This window comes from Aquibium sp. ELW1220, assembly GCF_030398385.1.
Lineage (GTDB): Bacteria > Pseudomonadota > Alphaproteobacteria > Rhizobiales > Rhizobiaceae > Aquibium.
This window is the reverse complement of record NZ_JAOAOQ010000010.1, coordinates 134399-149758: the sequence shown is the minus strand read 5'-3', so window position 1 is coordinate 149758 and position 15360 is coordinate 134399. Positions and strand designations below refer to the sequence as shown.

The 15360-nt window shown below is 68.5% G+C and carries 15 protein-coding genes, 1 tRNA gene and 1 riboswitch; of the genes, 11 read left to right on the top strand and 5 right to left on the bottom strand.

The genetic code is table 11. From position 1 onward, the window contains the following. Window positions 1–55: 55 nt before the first annotated feature. From N1F91_RS12035 to N1F91_RS12010, 6 genes are all read left to right on the top strand, one after another. On the top strand, window positions 56–745 hold the full coding sequence (locus tag N1F91_RS12035) for a phosphoglycolate phosphatase (protein WP_289992407.1): 690 nt from the start codon (window positions 56–58) through the stop codon (window positions 743–745). 147 nt (window positions 746–892) lie between these two features. Beyond that, window positions 893–967: transfer RNA gene (locus N1F91_RS12030), tRNA-Val, on the top strand. A gap of 123 nt (window positions 968–1090) precedes the next feature. Then, a riboswitch (glycine riboswitch) is annotated at window positions 1091–1175 on the top strand. A 149-nt stretch (window positions 1176–1324) separates the two neighbouring features. Beyond that, entirely contained in the window at window positions 1325–2437 is a 1113-nt protein-coding gene (gene gcvT, locus N1F91_RS12025; RefSeq protein ID WP_289992406.1) for a glycine cleavage system aminomethyltransferase GcvT, read from the top strand. 5 nt (window positions 2438–2442) lie between these two features. Continuing rightward, complete coding sequence (gene gcvH, locus N1F91_RS12020) at window positions 2443–2811, top strand: glycine cleavage system protein GcvH (RefSeq protein ID WP_289992405.1); 369 nt, start codon at window positions 2443–2445, stop codon at window positions 2809–2811. An 8-nt stretch (window positions 2812–2819) separates the two neighbouring features. After that, the gene (gene gcvP / locus N1F91_RS12015) at window positions 2820–5630 is read left to right on the top strand and encodes an aminomethyl-transferring glycine dehydrogenase (RefSeq protein WP_289992404.1); all 2811 of its coding nucleotides are present in this window, start codon (window positions 2820–2822) and stop codon (window positions 5628–5630) included. Window positions 5631–5765: 135 nt separating this feature from the next. Next, entirely contained in the window at window positions 5766–6362 is a 597-nt protein-coding gene (locus tag N1F91_RS12010) for a methylated-DNA--[protein]-cysteine S-methyltransferase (protein ID WP_289992403.1), read from the top strand. 65 nt (window positions 6363–6427) lie between these two features. Here N1F91_RS12010 and N1F91_RS12005 read toward each other — a convergent pair whose 3' ends face one another. Together N1F91_RS12005 and N1F91_RS12000 are read right to left on the bottom strand one after the other, a co-directional pair. Beyond that, on the bottom strand, window positions 6428–6775 hold the full coding sequence (locus tag N1F91_RS12005) for an ADP-ribosylation/crystallin J1 (RefSeq protein WP_289992402.1): 348 nt from the start codon (window positions 6773–6775) through the stop codon (window positions 6428–6430). 62 nt (window positions 6776–6837) lie between these two features. After that, on the bottom strand, window positions 6838–7158 hold the full coding sequence (locus N1F91_RS12000) for a hypothetical protein (RefSeq protein ID WP_289992400.1): 321 nt from the start codon (window positions 7156–7158) through the stop codon (window positions 6838–6840). A gap of 343 nt (window positions 7159–7501) precedes the next feature. Here N1F91_RS12000 and N1F91_RS11995 point away from each other — a divergent pair, with 343 nt between their 5' ends. Together N1F91_RS11995 and N1F91_RS11990 are read left to right on the top strand one after the other, a co-directional pair. After that, window positions 7502–7711 (top strand): cold-shock protein, encoded by a 210-nt coding sequence (locus N1F91_RS11995; RefSeq protein ID WP_289992399.1) that lies wholly within the window; start codon window positions 7502–7504, stop codon window positions 7709–7711. Between the two features lie 222 nt (window positions 7712–7933). Further along, the gene (locus tag N1F91_RS11990) at window positions 7934–8836 is read left to right on the top strand and encodes an NAD(P)-dependent oxidoreductase (protein ID WP_289992398.1); all 903 of its coding nucleotides are present in this window, start codon (window positions 7934–7936) and stop codon (window positions 8834–8836) included. 6 nt (window positions 8837–8842) lie between these two features. Here N1F91_RS11990 and N1F91_RS11985 read toward each other — a convergent pair whose 3' ends face one another. Both N1F91_RS11985 and N1F91_RS11980 read right to left on the bottom strand, forming a co-directional pair. After that, on the bottom strand, window positions 8843–9721 hold the full coding sequence (locus tag N1F91_RS11985; protein ID WP_289992396.1) for an EAL domain-containing protein: 879 nt from the start codon (window positions 9719–9721) through the stop codon (window positions 8843–8845). An 11-nt stretch (window positions 9722–9732) separates the two neighbouring features. Next, on the bottom strand, window positions 9733–10644 hold the full coding sequence (locus tag N1F91_RS11980) for an EAL domain-containing protein (RefSeq protein ID WP_289992395.1): 912 nt from the start codon (window positions 10642–10644) through the stop codon (window positions 9733–9735). Window positions 10645–10826: 182 nt separating this feature from the next. On the opposite strand from N1F91_RS11980, the gene N1F91_RS11975 reads away from it, so the two are divergent. Next, on the top strand, window positions 10827–12029 hold the full coding sequence (locus tag N1F91_RS11975) for a pyridoxal phosphate-dependent aminotransferase (RefSeq protein ID WP_289992394.1): 1203 nt from the start codon (window positions 10827–10829) through the stop codon (window positions 12027–12029). On the opposite strand, the gene N1F91_RS11970 is transcribed toward N1F91_RS11975, so the two are convergent. Next, entirely contained in the window at window positions 12022–13041 is a 1020-nt protein-coding gene (locus tag N1F91_RS11970; protein WP_289992392.1) for a helix-turn-helix domain-containing protein, read from the bottom strand. The genes N1F91_RS11975 and N1F91_RS11970 overlap by 8 nt on opposite strands. Window positions 13042–13153: 112 nt before the next feature. On the opposite strand from N1F91_RS11970, the gene N1F91_RS11965 reads away from it, so the two are divergent. Together N1F91_RS11965 and N1F91_RS11960 are read left to right on the top strand one after the other, a co-directional pair. After that, entirely contained in the window at window positions 13154–13879 is a 726-nt protein-coding gene (locus N1F91_RS11965; RefSeq protein ID WP_289992391.1) for an alpha/beta hydrolase family protein, read from the top strand. A gap of 138 nt (window positions 13880–14017) precedes the next feature. Continuing rightward, window positions 14018–15334 carry a dienelactone hydrolase gene (locus N1F91_RS11960; protein ID WP_289992390.1) on the top strand — a complete coding sequence of 439 codons (1317 nt, stop codon included), beginning with the start codon at window positions 14018–14020 and terminating at the stop codon, window positions 15332–15334. The last annotated feature ends 26 nt before the right edge of the window (window positions 15335–15360 follow it).

The following is a 15360-nucleotide window of genomic DNA, read 5'->3' as shown; positions in this document are numbered from 1 at the left end:
CGTCGCGCCGGAAGGCCTATCGCGGCGCAAGCAGCCGCAACGGACGGACACGCGCATGCCGGGCCCCTCGCCGACCATCGTCTTCGACCTCGACGGAACGCTGGTCGATACCGCCGACGACCTGATCGCCTCGATCAACCACGCGCTGGCCGACGAGGGCATGCGCGCGGTCGACCCGGCCTGGCTCCGGCCCTTCGCCGGCCATGGCGGCAAGGCGATGATCGAACGCGTGTTCTCGGCCGAGCGGCGGCTCCTGAAGCCGGAAACCACCGACCGGCTGGTGAAGCTGTTCCTCGACCACTATGCCGACACCATCCCCGGCGTATCGCGGCCTTATGACGGCGCGCTATCGGCGCTCGACCGCTTCGCCGGCATCGGCGCACGGCTGGCGATCTGCACCAACAAGCCGCAGGCCTTCGCCGACAAGCTGATCGGCGCGCTGGGGCTCGCCGGGCGCTTCGCGACGATCTGCGGCGCCGACTGTTTCACCTTCCGCAAGCCCGACCCGCGCCATCTGACCGAGACGATCCTGCGCGCCGGCGGCGACCCGGCGCATGCACTGATGGTGGGGGATTCGCGCACCGACGTCGACACCGCCCGCAACGCCGGCATCCCCGTCGTCGCCGTCTCCTTCGGCTATTCCGACGTGCCGGTGAAGGATCTCGGGCCGAGCGTCGTCATCGACCATCTCGACGAACTGACGGTGGAACTGGCGCAGCGGCTGATGCGGGCGGCGCGGGGATAGGCGCGGCGCGGCGCGCGCGAGACCATCGAAGGCCGTGAGACGCACCGGCCGACACGTCGTGAAAACGACCGCGCGACGGTCCTTGACTTTGCCCCGGACCCGAACGTATATCGCCGCCACTGTTCAGGGGCGACCAACGCCCCCGGCGGGCGCGTAGCTCAGCGGGAGAGCATTCGCTTCACACGCGAAGGGTCACAGGTTCAATCCCTGTCGCGCCCACCATTCGACCTCCATATCCGAAATCTTGATTACGTTCGAACGGACTGCGGGAAATGCCGCCTTCCACGCGGCGTGACAAACCCATGACCCTGCGCTAGTGTCCGACTCGTCCGGGGCTCAGTCGCCCACCGGTTCGCGGGAGAGAGCCCGAAAGGGTCGCCGAAGGGGAAATCGCCCGAAATCTCTCAGGCAAAAGAACCGCTTGCCGGAAGGACGCTCTGGAAAGTCGGGGGCAACCCCGCGCCGAAGGTGTAAGCGCAGCCGCCATCGTCAGGCCGCGCGAGTCTCTCAGGCTTCAGACAGAGGGGCACGAAATGGACCGCTTCGCGGCGGTCGAGGACGTGCGCCTTTGGAGAAGTCATGACCGGCCCGGACGAGCTGAAATCCCTCCCCCTTCGCGATCTGCCGCTCCGTGACATGCACGAGACCGCCGGTGCACGTTTCGGCGGCTTCGCCGGCTGGTCGATGCCGATCACCTATCCTCTCGGCGTGATGAAGGAGCACCTTCACTGCCGCGAGCAGGCGGGGCTGTTCGACATCTCGCACATGAAGCTGTTCCGGCTCGCGGGACCGCAGGCGGAGGCGGCGCTGGCCCGCGCCTGCCCCATCGCCCCGGCGGCGATCGCGCAGAACCGCTCGAAATACACGCTGCTGCTCGACGACCGCGCCGGCATCCTCGACGACCTGATCGTCACGCGGCTGGGGCCGGATGCCTTCATGGTGGTGGCCAATGCCGGCAACGCCGAGGCGGACGAGGCCGAACTGCGGGCGCGGGCCCAGGGGCTCGACGTCGCGATCGAGCCGCTCGACCGCGTGTTTCTCGCCTTGCAGGGCCTGGGCGCCGAGGCAGCCGCGATCCGCGCAGGTCTTCCGGTCGAAGGCCTGGTCTTCATGCAGGGCATCGAGCCGCGCGAACACTGGTTCCTGTCGCGATCGGGCTACACCGGCGAGGACGGCTTCGAGATCGGCCTGCCGGAAGCAGACGCCCGTGCGCTGGCCGGGACGCTTCTCGCGGATCCGACGGTCGCCTGGATCGGGCTGGCCGCGCGCGATTCGCTCCGGCTGGAAGCCGGGCTGTGCCTGCACGGGCAGGACATCACCTCGGAGGCGAACCCGGTCGAGGCCGGCCTGATGTGGGCGATCCCGAAGGCCGTGCGCGAGCGCGGCGGCTTCGTCGGCGCCGAGGCGCTTGCGGCCGCGATGGCGGCAGCGCCGGCCCGGCGCAGGGTCGGCCTGAAGCCGGAAGGCCGCCAGCCCGTACGCGCCGGAGCGGTCATCCTCGACGACGACGGCGCGGCGGCGGGCATCGTCACCTCGGGCGGCTTCGGCCCTTCGGCCAACCATCCCGTCGCCATGGGCTATGTCCGCGCCGATCGTGCCGACGATGCGTTCCACACCGAAATCCGCGGCAACCGCATCGCGCTCGCCGTCCACCCGCTTCCCTTCACGCCGCATCGCTATCGCAGAGGATGACCAGCATGGCAGCCACCTATTTTACCGAAGACCACGAGTGGATCCGCGTCGAGGGCGACACGGCCATCGTCGGCATCACCGACTACGCCCAGGAACAGCTCGGCGATCTGGTCTTCGTCGAACTGCCGGAGGTCGGGCGGACGCTGGCCAGGGGCGACGCCGCCGTCGTGGTCGAATCGGTCAAGGCCGCGTCGGACGTCTACGCCCCCTGCGACGGCGAGATCCTCGCGGTCAACGAGGCGCTGTCGGGCGACCCGGCGCTGGTCAATTCGGCGGCCACCGGCGACGGCTGGCTGTGGAAGATGAAGCTCGCCGACGCCTCGCAGCTCGACGGGCTGATGGACGCCGCCGCCTACGAAAAGCACATCGGTTAGGAGCTTCCATGACCGCCGCCCCACGCATCCTCCCCTTCGCCGACCGCCACATCGGCCCCGGCCCCGACGACGAGCGCACGATGCTGAAGACGCTCGGGCTCACCTCGCGCGAGACGCTGGTCAGCCAGGCGATCCCGCAATCGATCCGGCTTGATCGTCCGCTCGACCTGCCGGCGCCGGCCTCGGAGGCCGAGGCACTGGCCGAACTCGGCGCGATCATGGGGCAAAACGTCGTGGCCCGCAGCTTCCTCGGCCAGGGTTACCACGGCACTTTCGTTCCACCTGTCATCCAGCGGAATCTGTTCGAAAATCCGGCCTGGTACACGGCCTATACACCCTACCAGTCGGAAATCAGCCAGGGGCGGCTGGAACTGCTGTTCCACTTCCAGACCCTGGTGGCGGAGCTGACCGGCCTGCCGGTCGCGTCGGCCTCGCTGCTCGACGAGGCGACGGCGGTGGCGGAGGCCGTCGGCGTGGCGCTGCGCCACCATCGCGACAGGCGCCACCGCATCGCGCTGGCCGGCTTGCTGCATCCGCAGGTGCTCGACGTGGTGAAGACCCGCGCCACCGCCCTCGGCGTGTCCGTGGAGGCGGGCGAGGCAGACGATGCGACCGCGGCGCTGATCGTGCCCTGGCCGGACACGCACGGCGTCTACGGTGACCACGCGGCTGCGATCCGCGCGGCGAAGGCTGCGGGAGCGCTCGTGATCATCGTCGCCGACCCGCTCGCGCTGACGATCACGGCGTCTCCGGCGAGCCTCGGTGCCGACATCGCCGCCGGTTCTATGCAGCGTTTCGGCGTGCCGATGGGTTTTGGCGGGCCGCATGCGGCCTATCTCGCCGTCTCCGAACCGCTGACCCGGCTGATGCCCGGCCGTCTGGTGGGCCAGTCGGTCGACCGCCACGGCCGCCCCGGCTATCGCCTGGCGCTGCAGACGCGCGAGCAGCACATCCGCCGCGACAAGGCCACGTCGAACATCTGCACCGCGCAGGCGCTGCTGGCCAACATGGCGGCCAGCTATGCGATCTGGCACGGGCCGGAAGGCCTGCGCGCGATCGCCGCGCGGATCCACGGCCTCGCCGCGCGCTTCGCTGCCGCAGTGTCCTCGGAAGGCTTCGGCACGGCGGGCGACCGCTTCTTCGACACGGTGACCGTGCGGGCGAAGGGCAAGGCGCATGACATAGCCGTGAAGGCCGGGACCGCCGGCATGCTGCTGCGCGTCGTCGATGCCGACCGCATCGGCGTGACCTTCGACGAAACAACGACCGAGCCCGAGCTTGCCGCGCTCGGCGCGCTGTTCGGCGCGGCGGTTCCCTCGACGGCGCCGGCCGCCCTGCCCGCGACGCGGCCGCTCGACGGCTTCATGACGCAGACCGTGTTCCACCAGAGCCGGTCCGAAACCGAGATGATGCGATTCCTGCGAAGGCTGGCCGACAAGGACCTGGCGCTCGACCGGGCGATGATCCCGCTCGGCTCGTGCACCATGAAACTGAATGCGGCGGCCGAGATGATGCCGGTCTCCTGGGGCAGCGTGGCTGCCCTGCACCCCTTCGCGCCGACGGCTCACGTCGCCGGATACAAGGCCATGACCGACGAGCTGGAGCGCTGGCTGGCCGAGATCACCGGCTTCGACGCCGTGTCGCTCCAACCAAACGCAGGCAGCCAGGGCGAATATGCCGGGCTGCTGGCGATCCGACGCTTCCACGAGGCGAACGGCGACACGGAGCGCACCGTGTGCCTGATCCCGTCGTCCGCGCACGGGACCAACCCGGCGAGCGCCGCCATGGCCGGGATGCGGGTCGTGGTGGTGAAATGCACCGACGAAGGCGACATCGACGTGGAGGATCTGCGCGCCCGGGCCGACCAGCACGCCGGCCAGCTCGCGGCGCTGATGATCACCTATCCGTCGACGCACGGCGTCTTCGAGGAAGGCGTGAAGGCGATGTGCGGCATCGTCCACGCGCATGGCGGCCAGGTCTATCTCGACGGCGCGAACCTCAATGCCATGGTGGGCCTTGCGCGGCCGGGCGACATCGGCGCCGATGTCTGCCACATGAATTTGCACAAGACCTTCTGCATCCCGCATGGCGGCGGCGGTCCGGGCGTCGGGCCGATCGGGGTGAAGGCGCATCTGGCGCCCCACGTGCCGGGGCATGTCGCCTGGGGCAGCGGCCATGCGGTGGCAGGGGCGCCCTATGGCAGCGCCTCGATCCTGCCGATCACCTGGATGTACATCCGCATGATGGGCGCGGCCGGCCTCAGGCACGCCACCGAGACGGCGATCCTGTCAGCCAACTACATCGCCGAACGGCTGAAGCAGCATTACCCGGTGCTGTTTTCCGGCCGCAACGGCCGCGTGGCGCATGAATGCATCCTCGACACGCGGGTGCTGAAGGAGAGCGCCGGCATCGGCGTCGAGGACATCGCCAAGCGGCTGATCGACTACGGCTTCCATGCGCCGACCATGTCCTGGCCGGTGGCCGGCACGCTGATGGTGGAGCCGACCGAATCGGAGCCGCTGGCCGAGATCGACCGCTTCTGCGAGGCCATGATCGCCATCGCCGGGGAGGCAGCGGCCGTGGCGTCGGGCAAATGGCCAAAGGACGACAATCCGCTGGTCAACGCCCCGCATACCGCCGCCGAGACCATGGCCGACGACTGGTCGCACCCCTACCCGCGCAGCACCGCCGCCTTCCCGCTCGGCACCGGCGACGGCGCCGGCCTGAAATACTGGCCGCCGGTGTCGCGCGTCGACAACGTCGCCGGCGACCGCAACCTCATCTGCGCCTGCCCTCCGATCGAAGCGCTGGCGAGCTGAGCAACCGCTCTTCGCCGCCCCGCCGCGAGCCTCTTCGCTGCGGGGCCGGACGAGACCTGTTCGGCCGCAGGGTTCTTGATATGTTCCGAAAGTCGCGATAGACTCGCTTCGTCTTTCGCGACTTTCGGGTGGATCATGGAAGCGACGGCGGCCGGCCATTTCCTGTTCGATACCGCACTCGGCGTCGTCGGCATCGCCTGGACGCCGCGCGGGATCACGCGGCTGCAGCTGCCCGGCAGCGGCACGACGGATACGGAGCGCCTGCTGACGGCGGTCCGCAACGGCTTTCCGCGGTCCGAATGCGCCGCCGACGCCAGGGTGAGGCTGGAACGGCTGCTGCCGCCGAAGATTGCCGCAGCCGTCGACCTGCTGCGCCGCTATGCGACCGGTGAGCCGGTCGATCTTTCGAGCATTCCGGTCGACCTGCCGCATGTGTCGGACTTCCGGCGCGATATCTATCGAACGGCGCGGCGGATCGCCCATGGCGAAGTGCTGACCTATGGCGAGCTGGCCGATCGCGCCGGTCATGCGGGCGCTTTCAGGGAGACCGGTTCGGCGATGGGCTCGAACCCGGTGCCGCTGCTGGTGCCCTGCCACCGGGTGCTCGCTGCCGGCCACAAGGCCGGCGGATTCTCGGCGCCTGGCGGCGTCGAGACCAAGCTGCGGCTGCTCGCGCTGGAGGGAGCAAGACTGGAGCCTGTCGATCCCGCTCAGGCTAGCTTCGGCTTTTGAGACGGCGCGGCATGCAGACTGGGCGTGGGATCATGGGCACGGAGCCGGATGCGGGCGCAGTGGCCTCAGCGGAACTCCCGCACCACCTCGATCGTCCCGACGATCGCTGCGTTGAAAGCCTCGAGTTCTTCGGCGGGTATCCAGTATTCGCGTAAGGCGCGGCCACCGGCCTCCTGCACGTCGAATCGCGCCAGGAAGTCGCGGCGCACTTCGAAGCGCGTGACGAAACCCGCCCCACTTTGAGGCACGTTCCAGTCGCGCGCGATCCTGATCGCGTAGTCTTCCGACAGCACGGGATAGAAAATCGGCTGATCCGGCAGGCGCGGCGGGAACGAACGCATGCCGCTTTCGGCGATGAGCGCGAGTTCGGCCGGGCCAACCGGCCGCCACAACAGGATCGTGTCAGGCTTCATGTTGGCAGGTTAGCCGACGGCGGGCGACGTTTCCACCGTCGAACGCCTGCATGGATTCGCTGCTAGTCGCGGAACGGGAAGACGTTTTCCCGCTCGTAGGACCTGCACTTGAGGACGTAGCAGCTTCGGTCATCCCTGGTCGGGACCGACGAACCGACGGCCACCTCGCCCACGGAGCAGAAGCGCCCGCCGCTCACATAGCGGTCGTAGAGAGGCAGGCTCGGGTTGCGTGCCGAACGGTAGCGCAGGATCACAGCGCCCTCCCGCTGCACGGCCGCCTGGACCGCGTTGCAGCTCATGCCTTGCGAGTTGTAGCGCGAGATGGCGTGCGCCGGCGCGGCCAGCACGGTGGCCGCCAGCGCGATCATCAGAAGTCTCGTCATGATTCCTCCAGTGGCAGGACCTTTGGTGGCACATCAGCGCCCGGATTGCGGCGGGCTCACGGCATTGCACGTCCGTCCTGCCGGGAACGCGAACGAACCATCGGCCTTCCGGTTCCGCAGGCAGAATGCCGGCAACCGGCACCCGCGGCTGCGAAAAAACTCTCACTTCCAGTATCTTGTCTGAAAAGCGCGCAGCGTATATGTTTACCCCGTTGAAATTTTCGGCCGATCGATCTGGCTGCCCGCGATCTTCGCGTTTGCTCGGTTCTATCTCCAAAATCTCGATATCCCCGACCGCCGTTCGTGGGGGTCAACCGAAGTTGCAAACGCAAGGAATATCTACATGGCAACTGGCACCGTAAAGTGGTTCAACGCGACCAAGGGCTACGGCTTCATCCAGCCCGACAATGGCGGCGCTGACGTGTTCGTCCACATCTCGGCCGTCGAGCGCGCCGGCATGACCAGCCTCAACGAAGGCCAGAAGGTCTCTTTCGAGATCGAGCAGGACCGTCGCACCGGCAAGTCGGCCGCGGGCAAGCTCACCGCGGCCTGATCGCGAAGCATCCGGGTGACGCGCGGTCCGGGCGATCCGGCGGCGTGATCGGCGGAACGACAGTCCGCCTCCGGCGGATCGAAAGGCGGGGCTGGTCCCCGCCTTTCTGATTCGGATCCGCCGCCTGACCGCGGTTACCCCGTATCGACACCGGCGAAGACCACGGGTGACGGCCCCTGCCCCAGCCTCTATCCTGTCCTCCGGACAAGGAGGAGAACCGTCATGGCACAGGAACGAGTAGGCTTCGTCGGCATCGGACTGATGGGGCGTGGCATGGCGAGGAACGTCCTTGCCAAGGGCTACGACCTGACCATCCTGGCCCACCGCCGCCGCGAGGCGGCCGAGGAACTGGTCGCGCTCGGCGCGAGCGAGGCGGGCTCGGCCCGCGAACTGGCGGAGCACTGCGACATCGTCGTCCTCTGCGTCACCGGCAGCCCGCAGGTCGAGGCCATCGTGCACGGGCCGAGCGGGCTGGCGAGCGCCGGCCGTCCGATCCTGATCTGCGACTGCTCGACCTCGGACCCGTCGTCCACGGTGCGGCTTGCGACAGAACTGGCAGCAAAGGGCATCGCGCTGGTCGACGCGCCGCTGTCGCGCACGCCGAAGGAGGCAGAAGCCGGCACGCTCGACGTCATGGCCGGAGGAAGCGACGCGGATTTCGCGCGCGCGCGGCCGGTGCTCGCCACCTTCGCGCAGAAGATCGTCCACACCGGGCCGGTCGGTTCGGGTCACACGATGAAGCTCCTCAACAATTTCCTGTCGCTCGGCTACGCCGCGATCTATGCCGAGGCGCTGGCGCTCGGCGCCAAGGCCGGCCTGACGCCGCAGGTCTTCGACAGCGTCATCCGCGGCGGGCGCATGGACTGCGGCTTCTACCAGACCTTCTTCAAATACGTGCTCGAGCGCGACCGCAATGCCCACCGCTTCGCGCTCGCCAACGGCCTGAAGGATCTGAGCTACCTCTCGGCCTTCGCCAACGCCACTGAGACGCCCAATCCCGTCGGCGCCGCCGTCCGCAACACGTTCGCGCTGGCCGTCGGCACGGGCCACGGCGAGGATTTCGTGCCGATGCTGTCGGACGTCATCGGCGAACTGTCGGGGGTGGTGGCGAAGCCGGGCGGATAATATGGCTCAGGCGCGCCGCGTCACGCCGCCGGCCACGAGGTCGCGGATCTGGAGCGGCGCCTCGTCGACGATGGTGCCGGCGAGCGCGGGGCGCGCGAGCAGATAGCCCTGCAGCAGGTCGGCCCCCGCCTCGACGGCGGCGAGCAGGTGCCGCGGCGTCTCGATCCCCTCCACGAGGATGGTGCAGCCGAGATCGGAGAGCCGCGAAAACAGCACCGGCAGCAGCCGCAGCGCGTCCGGCCGTGCCACCACCGAGCGGAACCACTTCGCGTCGACCTTGACCGTATCCGGCCGCAAGGCGCGCACACGCCCGGCCGTGGAGTGCCCGGCGCCGAAATCGTCGACGGCGAGCCGGACGCCGATGGCCCGCAACTCGGCAGCAAGCGCTTGCAGGCGGGCGTCGTCGCCGGCCTGCTCGGTGATCTCGCAGGTGACGAGTTCCGGGGCGACCCCTTCTTCGGCCAGCATCCAGGCGAGGTGCTCGACGTCTCCGGCCGTGAACCCGGGGTCGGCATTGAAGAAGAGCTGCATTCCGGGCAGGCCCATGGCGTGGTGGTTGCGCACGTGCAGGGTCCGGCACAGCCGGTCGAGCGCTTCCCGTCTCTCGCCCGCGACGAGGCCGAGGATTTCGTCCGCCCGGACCGCCACCCCCTCCCGCAGGCCGGTGACGAGCGCCTCGACGCCGAAGGGCTGGAGCCAGTATCCTTCCACGCAGTACAGCGGCTGGTAGCTGCTCTTCAGCACGATGTCACCGAAGCGGCCATAGGCGATGCCGACCTCGTCGACCAGGAACTCCAGCGTCGCCGCATCGGTCACGCCGGCCGGCCCTGCCGGCGCCGCCGTGTCGTCGATCTTTCGAAGCGGGGCAGTCGTCCCGGACGCCATGCGTGTATGCCTCATCGAAGGGACCCGCGGCGGCCGAAGGCCCGCATCGCCGGGTGCGGGCGGACCGCCTGCGCGAACGTACGGTCGGGCGCAGCCGCAGCCTCGCAAGGCGGGGCGGCTTCGGCGGTCACCGGACGGGAGAAGACCGAGAAGCTGGTCGGCGCCAGCTCGGGCCGCGCCAGCACGAAGCCCTGCACCATCGAGGCGCCGCAGCGCTCGGCGATCTCGAGCTGCCAGGTCTCCTCGATGCCCTCGAAGACGGTGGCGATGCCACGCTCGCGGAAGGTCGAGACCATGGTCCTGAGCAAGGCGAAGCCTGGACCCGACAGCATCAGCCGCGAGATCCACTTGGCGTCGAACTTGACGATGTCCGGCCGCAGATCGTCGATCCGAGAGATGTCGGAATCGTCGGCCCCGTAGTCGTCGACCGCGATGCGGAAACCGTGCGCGCGCAGCATCCCGACGAAGAGGTGCAGCGTCGCCCGCGACCCCGTCTTCTGTTCGGTCATCTCGCAGACGATGCGCGCCGGCTGGATACCGGCTTCGTGCATGACGAGGCGCGTATCGCGCAGGGCGACCTCCGCCACGGCCCGGTCCGAAAACAGCGACGGATCGAAATTGACGAACAGGAGCGCCTCCGGATCGAGGCAGGCGCCGGCGTTGAGGAGATGCAGCGTCCGGGTCAGCGTCTCGACGTGGAAGCGGTCGACGGCCGGAACGCCGTGGAAGAAGCTTCCGGGAGACACCGGCTCGCCGTCGCGGAAGGCGCGGATGAGGCCCTCGTAGGCGGCGATGCGCAGCCTGCCGGCTTCGAAAGCGAAGATCGGCTGGAAGGCGCTCTTCAGCACATGGATTCCCCACACGCCGGTCGACGTGCCGTCGTCGTTGCGAACGATATGCGCCAGGCCCGCGCTGCGCGCCATTCAAAACCCCGGAGTTTCCTGAGCTCCCATCATGGCAGCAAAGGTTTCTTGGCGGGTTAACGGTCGAATTTTTCGGGATTCGAGCGCGGGGCGCCGCGACTTCCCTTGCGATCCGCCCGCCGTTCGGACATTAGAAAGCCGCCGAAACGGCGATCCGTCGTCACTCCCAGGAGAACTGAACCATGGCATTCCTTGCCGACGCCCTGTCCCGCGTGAAGCCTTCCGCAACGATCGCGGTCGCCCAGAAAGCGCGCGAGCTGAAGGCGCAGGGACGGGACGTGATCAGCCTCGGCGCGGGCGAGCCGGATTTCGACACGCCCGACAACATCAAGAATGCCGCCATCGAGGCCATCCGCCGCGGCGAGACCAAGTACCCGCCCGTGTCCGGCATCGTGCCGCTGCGCGAGGCGATCGCCGCCAAGTTCAAGCGCGAGAACAACCTCGAATACACCGCCGCCCACACCATCGTCGGTACCGGCGGCAAGCAGATCCTGTTCAACGCCTTCATGGCGACGCTGAACCCCGGCGACGAGGTCGTCATTCCGGCGCCTTACTGGGTCAGCTATCCCGAGATGGTGCTGCTCTGCGGCGGCACGCCGGTCACCGCCGACACGACCATCGAAAACGGCTTCAAGCTGACCGCCGAGGCGCTGGAGAAGGCGATCACCCCGAAGACCAAGTGGCTGGTGATGAACTCGCCGTCCAACCCGTCGGGCGCGGCCTACACCTGGGACGAACTGCGCGCGCTGGCCGACGTTCTCCTGAGGCACCCGCATGTCTGGACGCTGACGGATGACATGTACGAGCACCTTACCTATGGCGACTTCGTGTTCCGCACGATTGCCGAGGTGGAGCCGGCGCTGATCGACCGCACGCTGACCATGAACGGCGTGTCGAAGGCCTATGCCATGACCGGCTGGCGCATCGGCTACGCCGCCGGCCCGCTGCCGCTCATCAAGGCGATGGACACCATCCAGAGCCAGCAGACGTCCGGCGCCTGCACGATCGCGCAGTGGGCTTCGGTGGAGGCGCTGAACGGCCCGCAGGACTTCGTCGTGCAGAACAAGGCGATCTTCCAGGGCCGCCGCGACCTCGTGGTCTCGATGCTCAACCAGGCACGCGGCATCAACTGCCCCGTGCCGGAAGGCGCGTTCTACGTCTATCCGTCCTGCCAGGGCACGATCGGCCGCAAGGCGCCGTCGGGCAAGGTGATCGAGACCGACCAGGACTTCGTCACCGAACTGCTCGAGGCCGAGGGTGTGGCGGTCGTACACGGGTCGGCCTTCGGTCTCGGCCCCAACTTCCGCATCTCCTATGCGACGTCGGAGACGCTGCTGGAGGAATCCTGCATGCGCATCCAGCGCTTCACCGCCTCGCTCAGCTGAGACCGGCCTCGCCGCGGCGCCACTCTCCGGGCGTCGCGGCGAAGCGCGCCTTGAAGGCGCGTCCGAAATGGGAGACGTCGGCGAAGCCGCAGTCGCACGCCAGCGTCGCCACCGGCAGGCCGGCCCACCGCCGGTCACGCAGCCGCGACGCCGCCAGCAGCAGCCGCTCCTCGAGCACATGGGCACCGAAGCTCGTTCCGGCGCGTTCGAACAGACGGTGCAGATAGCGCGGCGAGATGCCGGCGGCGCGCGCGGTGCTGGCGACGTCGAGCCGCCGATCGCACAGATGTCGGGAAATGTGGCTCTTGAGCCGCAGCAGTGTGGCCTCGCCGCGCGCCGATTGCGCCTCCGCCGCACCCGTCTCCCGGCCACCGAGCGCCAGCGCCGTCAATTCGACGAGGACGGAGAACAGCCGCGCCGCCGCAGCCGGCGACAGTCCCGCCGCATCTGTCCCGAGCGTGCGCGCCGTCTCGACGATGAGGGGTCCCACCACGGGATCGCGTCCTACCTCCACCGGCCTCCGCGGCGCGCCACCTTCGACTCGCGCGTCGAGGAGCCGCGCGGGGACGAAGAACGAATGGACGCCGAGCGTCGGCCTGCGCCGATGTTCCAGCACGAAGGGCGCGCCCGAGGCGAAGATGGCCACGCTGCCGGGAAGAAGGGTGAAGCCGGCATCCGCCTGCTCGATGTCGCACAGGCCCTCCGTCTGGAAGTTCAGGTAGAAGCACTCCTCCGGCGAACGTGAGATCTCCGTGGGCGTGCGCACCACCTCGTGCGCGGTGGCGCGGACCCGGTTCACCGCCCCCTCGCCGAGCGGCACGTGCTCGACGCGGGCCGAGAACCGCTGCCGCACCGGCGCGTCCACTTCCGGTACGAGGTCCATGAAGGCCTCGCAGATGCCCTCGCGGTAGTAGCCGAACGCCTCGCGTGCATCCACGTCGCGCGTGTCCCAGACGCGGCCGGACACCGTGCAGGGCGCCTGCGACGATCCGGACGGAATGGGCTGGCGCATGGGCCTTCCCCCTTTGTGCACGCTCGGCAGTCGACGGTGCGCTCCGAGCCATGTTCAGCAGCCGGCGGACGCGCTCAACTGCTGCCCGTCACCATAACCCAAGGGGGAAACCATGACCACATATGTGCTTGTCCACGGCGCCTGGCATACGGGCGACCTGTTCGAGGAGGTCGCCGCGCCGATCCGCGCGGCGGGACACACCGTCCACCTGCCGACGATCGCCGGCAACCGTCCCGGCGACGCCAAGTCGACCGGACTGGCCGAGGCGATCGCCTCGATCGTCGACTATCTCGCCGCAAACGACCTGTCCGACGTCGTGCTGCTCGGCCACTCCTATGGCGGCATGATCATCACCGGCGTGGCCGATGCCGTGCCCGAGCGCATCCGCCGGCTGATCTACTGGAACGCCTTCGTCCCGAACGACGGCGAGTGCCTCAACGACATGGTGCCGCCGCACTACATCGCGCTGTTCGACGCCATGAGCGCCCAGAGCGGCGACAATTCCGTGGCGCTGCCCTACCCGATCTGGCGCGAGGCCTTCATCAACGACGGCGACGCGGAGCTCGCCCAGGCGTCCTACGACAGGCTCAACCCGCATCCCTATGCGACCTTCACCGACCGGATCAGCCTGAAGACCAACCCGGCCGCCATGCAGGTCGCGAAGTCCTACATCAACGCGACCGAGGACACCGCCCTGCCCCAGAGCCTCGGCTGGCATCCGCGCCTGTCGGAGAAGCTCGGCCTGTTCCGGCTCGTCCAGACGCCTGGCAGCCACGAGATGTGCTTCTCGAACCCGGCGGGGCTGGCGCAGGCGATCATGGCCGCGGGCCGCGACTGATTTTCCGCGCAGCGGCGCGCGCGTGCCGCTGCGCCCCGCAGCGTGCGTTTTCCGGCTTGTCATCCACCTGTCGAAAACGCACGCTACCCGCACGTCGATGCCAACGACTGCGCACCTCGGCGAACGGGAGAAGAAACAATGAAGAAGATATGGCTTGCCGCAGCGGCCGCCTGCGTGCTTGGCACGAATGCCATGGCACAGGACAATCGAATCGATCAGGTGCGCCCCGACGCGCCGGAACTTGCCGCTCCGGGCCCGAACGCCATCGGCGTGCGCACGCTCGATCTCGTCCACAAGGACCAGGTCGACATCCTCAACGTCGAGGCCGGCAAGGACCACCCGCGCTACGACCGGCCCCTGACCGTCGAGATCTGGTACCCGGCCGAGGGTGAAGCCGTCGGCGGCACCTACGAGGGCGTGTTCCTCCGCGACGGGGTCACGCAGGTTTCGCTGAAGGGCCGCGCCGTGCGCGACGCCGCGCCGAAAAAGGCTGCCACCGGCGCCTGGCCGCTGGTGGTGATCTCGCACGGCTATCCGGGAAATCGATTCCTGCTCAGCCATTTGGCGGAAAATCTTGCCACCAAGGGTTACGTCGTCGCTTCGATCGACCACACCGATTCCACCTACAACGACCAGGGCAAGTTCGGCTCCACGCTGGTCAACCGCTCGCTCGACCAGATCTTCGTGCTGAACGAGATGGCGCGGCTCTCGGCCGACGCGTCGAGCTTCCTCTCCGGCGTCGTCGACGCCTCGAACGCCGGCCTCGTCGGCTATTCGATGGGCGGCTACGGTGCGGTCATCACCGCCGGCGGCGGCGTCACGCAGGCTTCGGTCGACTTTGCCTGGGGCGCGCCGGACGGCACGCTCGGCATCCATCTCGCCGGCTCGGAAAGCCATGAGAGCCTGCCCGACGCGCGCTACAAGGCGGCCATCGCCTTCGCCCCCTGGGGCATGGAGCGCGGCTTCTGGGATGCCGAGGGCCTGAAGGGCATCGAGATCCCGATGTTCTTCGTGGCCGGCAGCGTCGACGACGTGTCGGGCTACGAGAAAGGCGTCAAGGCGATCTACGAGGGCGCCATCAATGCCGACCGCTATCTGCTCACCTTCGAGAACGCCAACCACAATGCCGCCGCCCCGATGCCGGCGCCGGCCGAATCCTGGACCGTCTCGGAAAAGCTCGGCTGGGCGCCCTTCGACCACTATGCCGACCCGGTGTGGGACACGGTGCGGATGAACAACATCGCCCAGCACTTCGCCACCGTCTTCCTCGGCAGGCACCTGAAGGGCGACGCGGCCATGGACCCCTATCTCGACCTGGTCGAGAACGCGCAGGACGGCGTCTGGGCGGTCAACGAGGACAAGAGCCTCAAGCCCGAGCACAGCTACTGGAAGGGCTTCGGCAACCGCACCGCAAAGGGCCTGAGCCTGATGCACGCGGAGCCGGCCGCGCAGTGAGGGTTTAGGCGGGCGGCGGTCGAGGG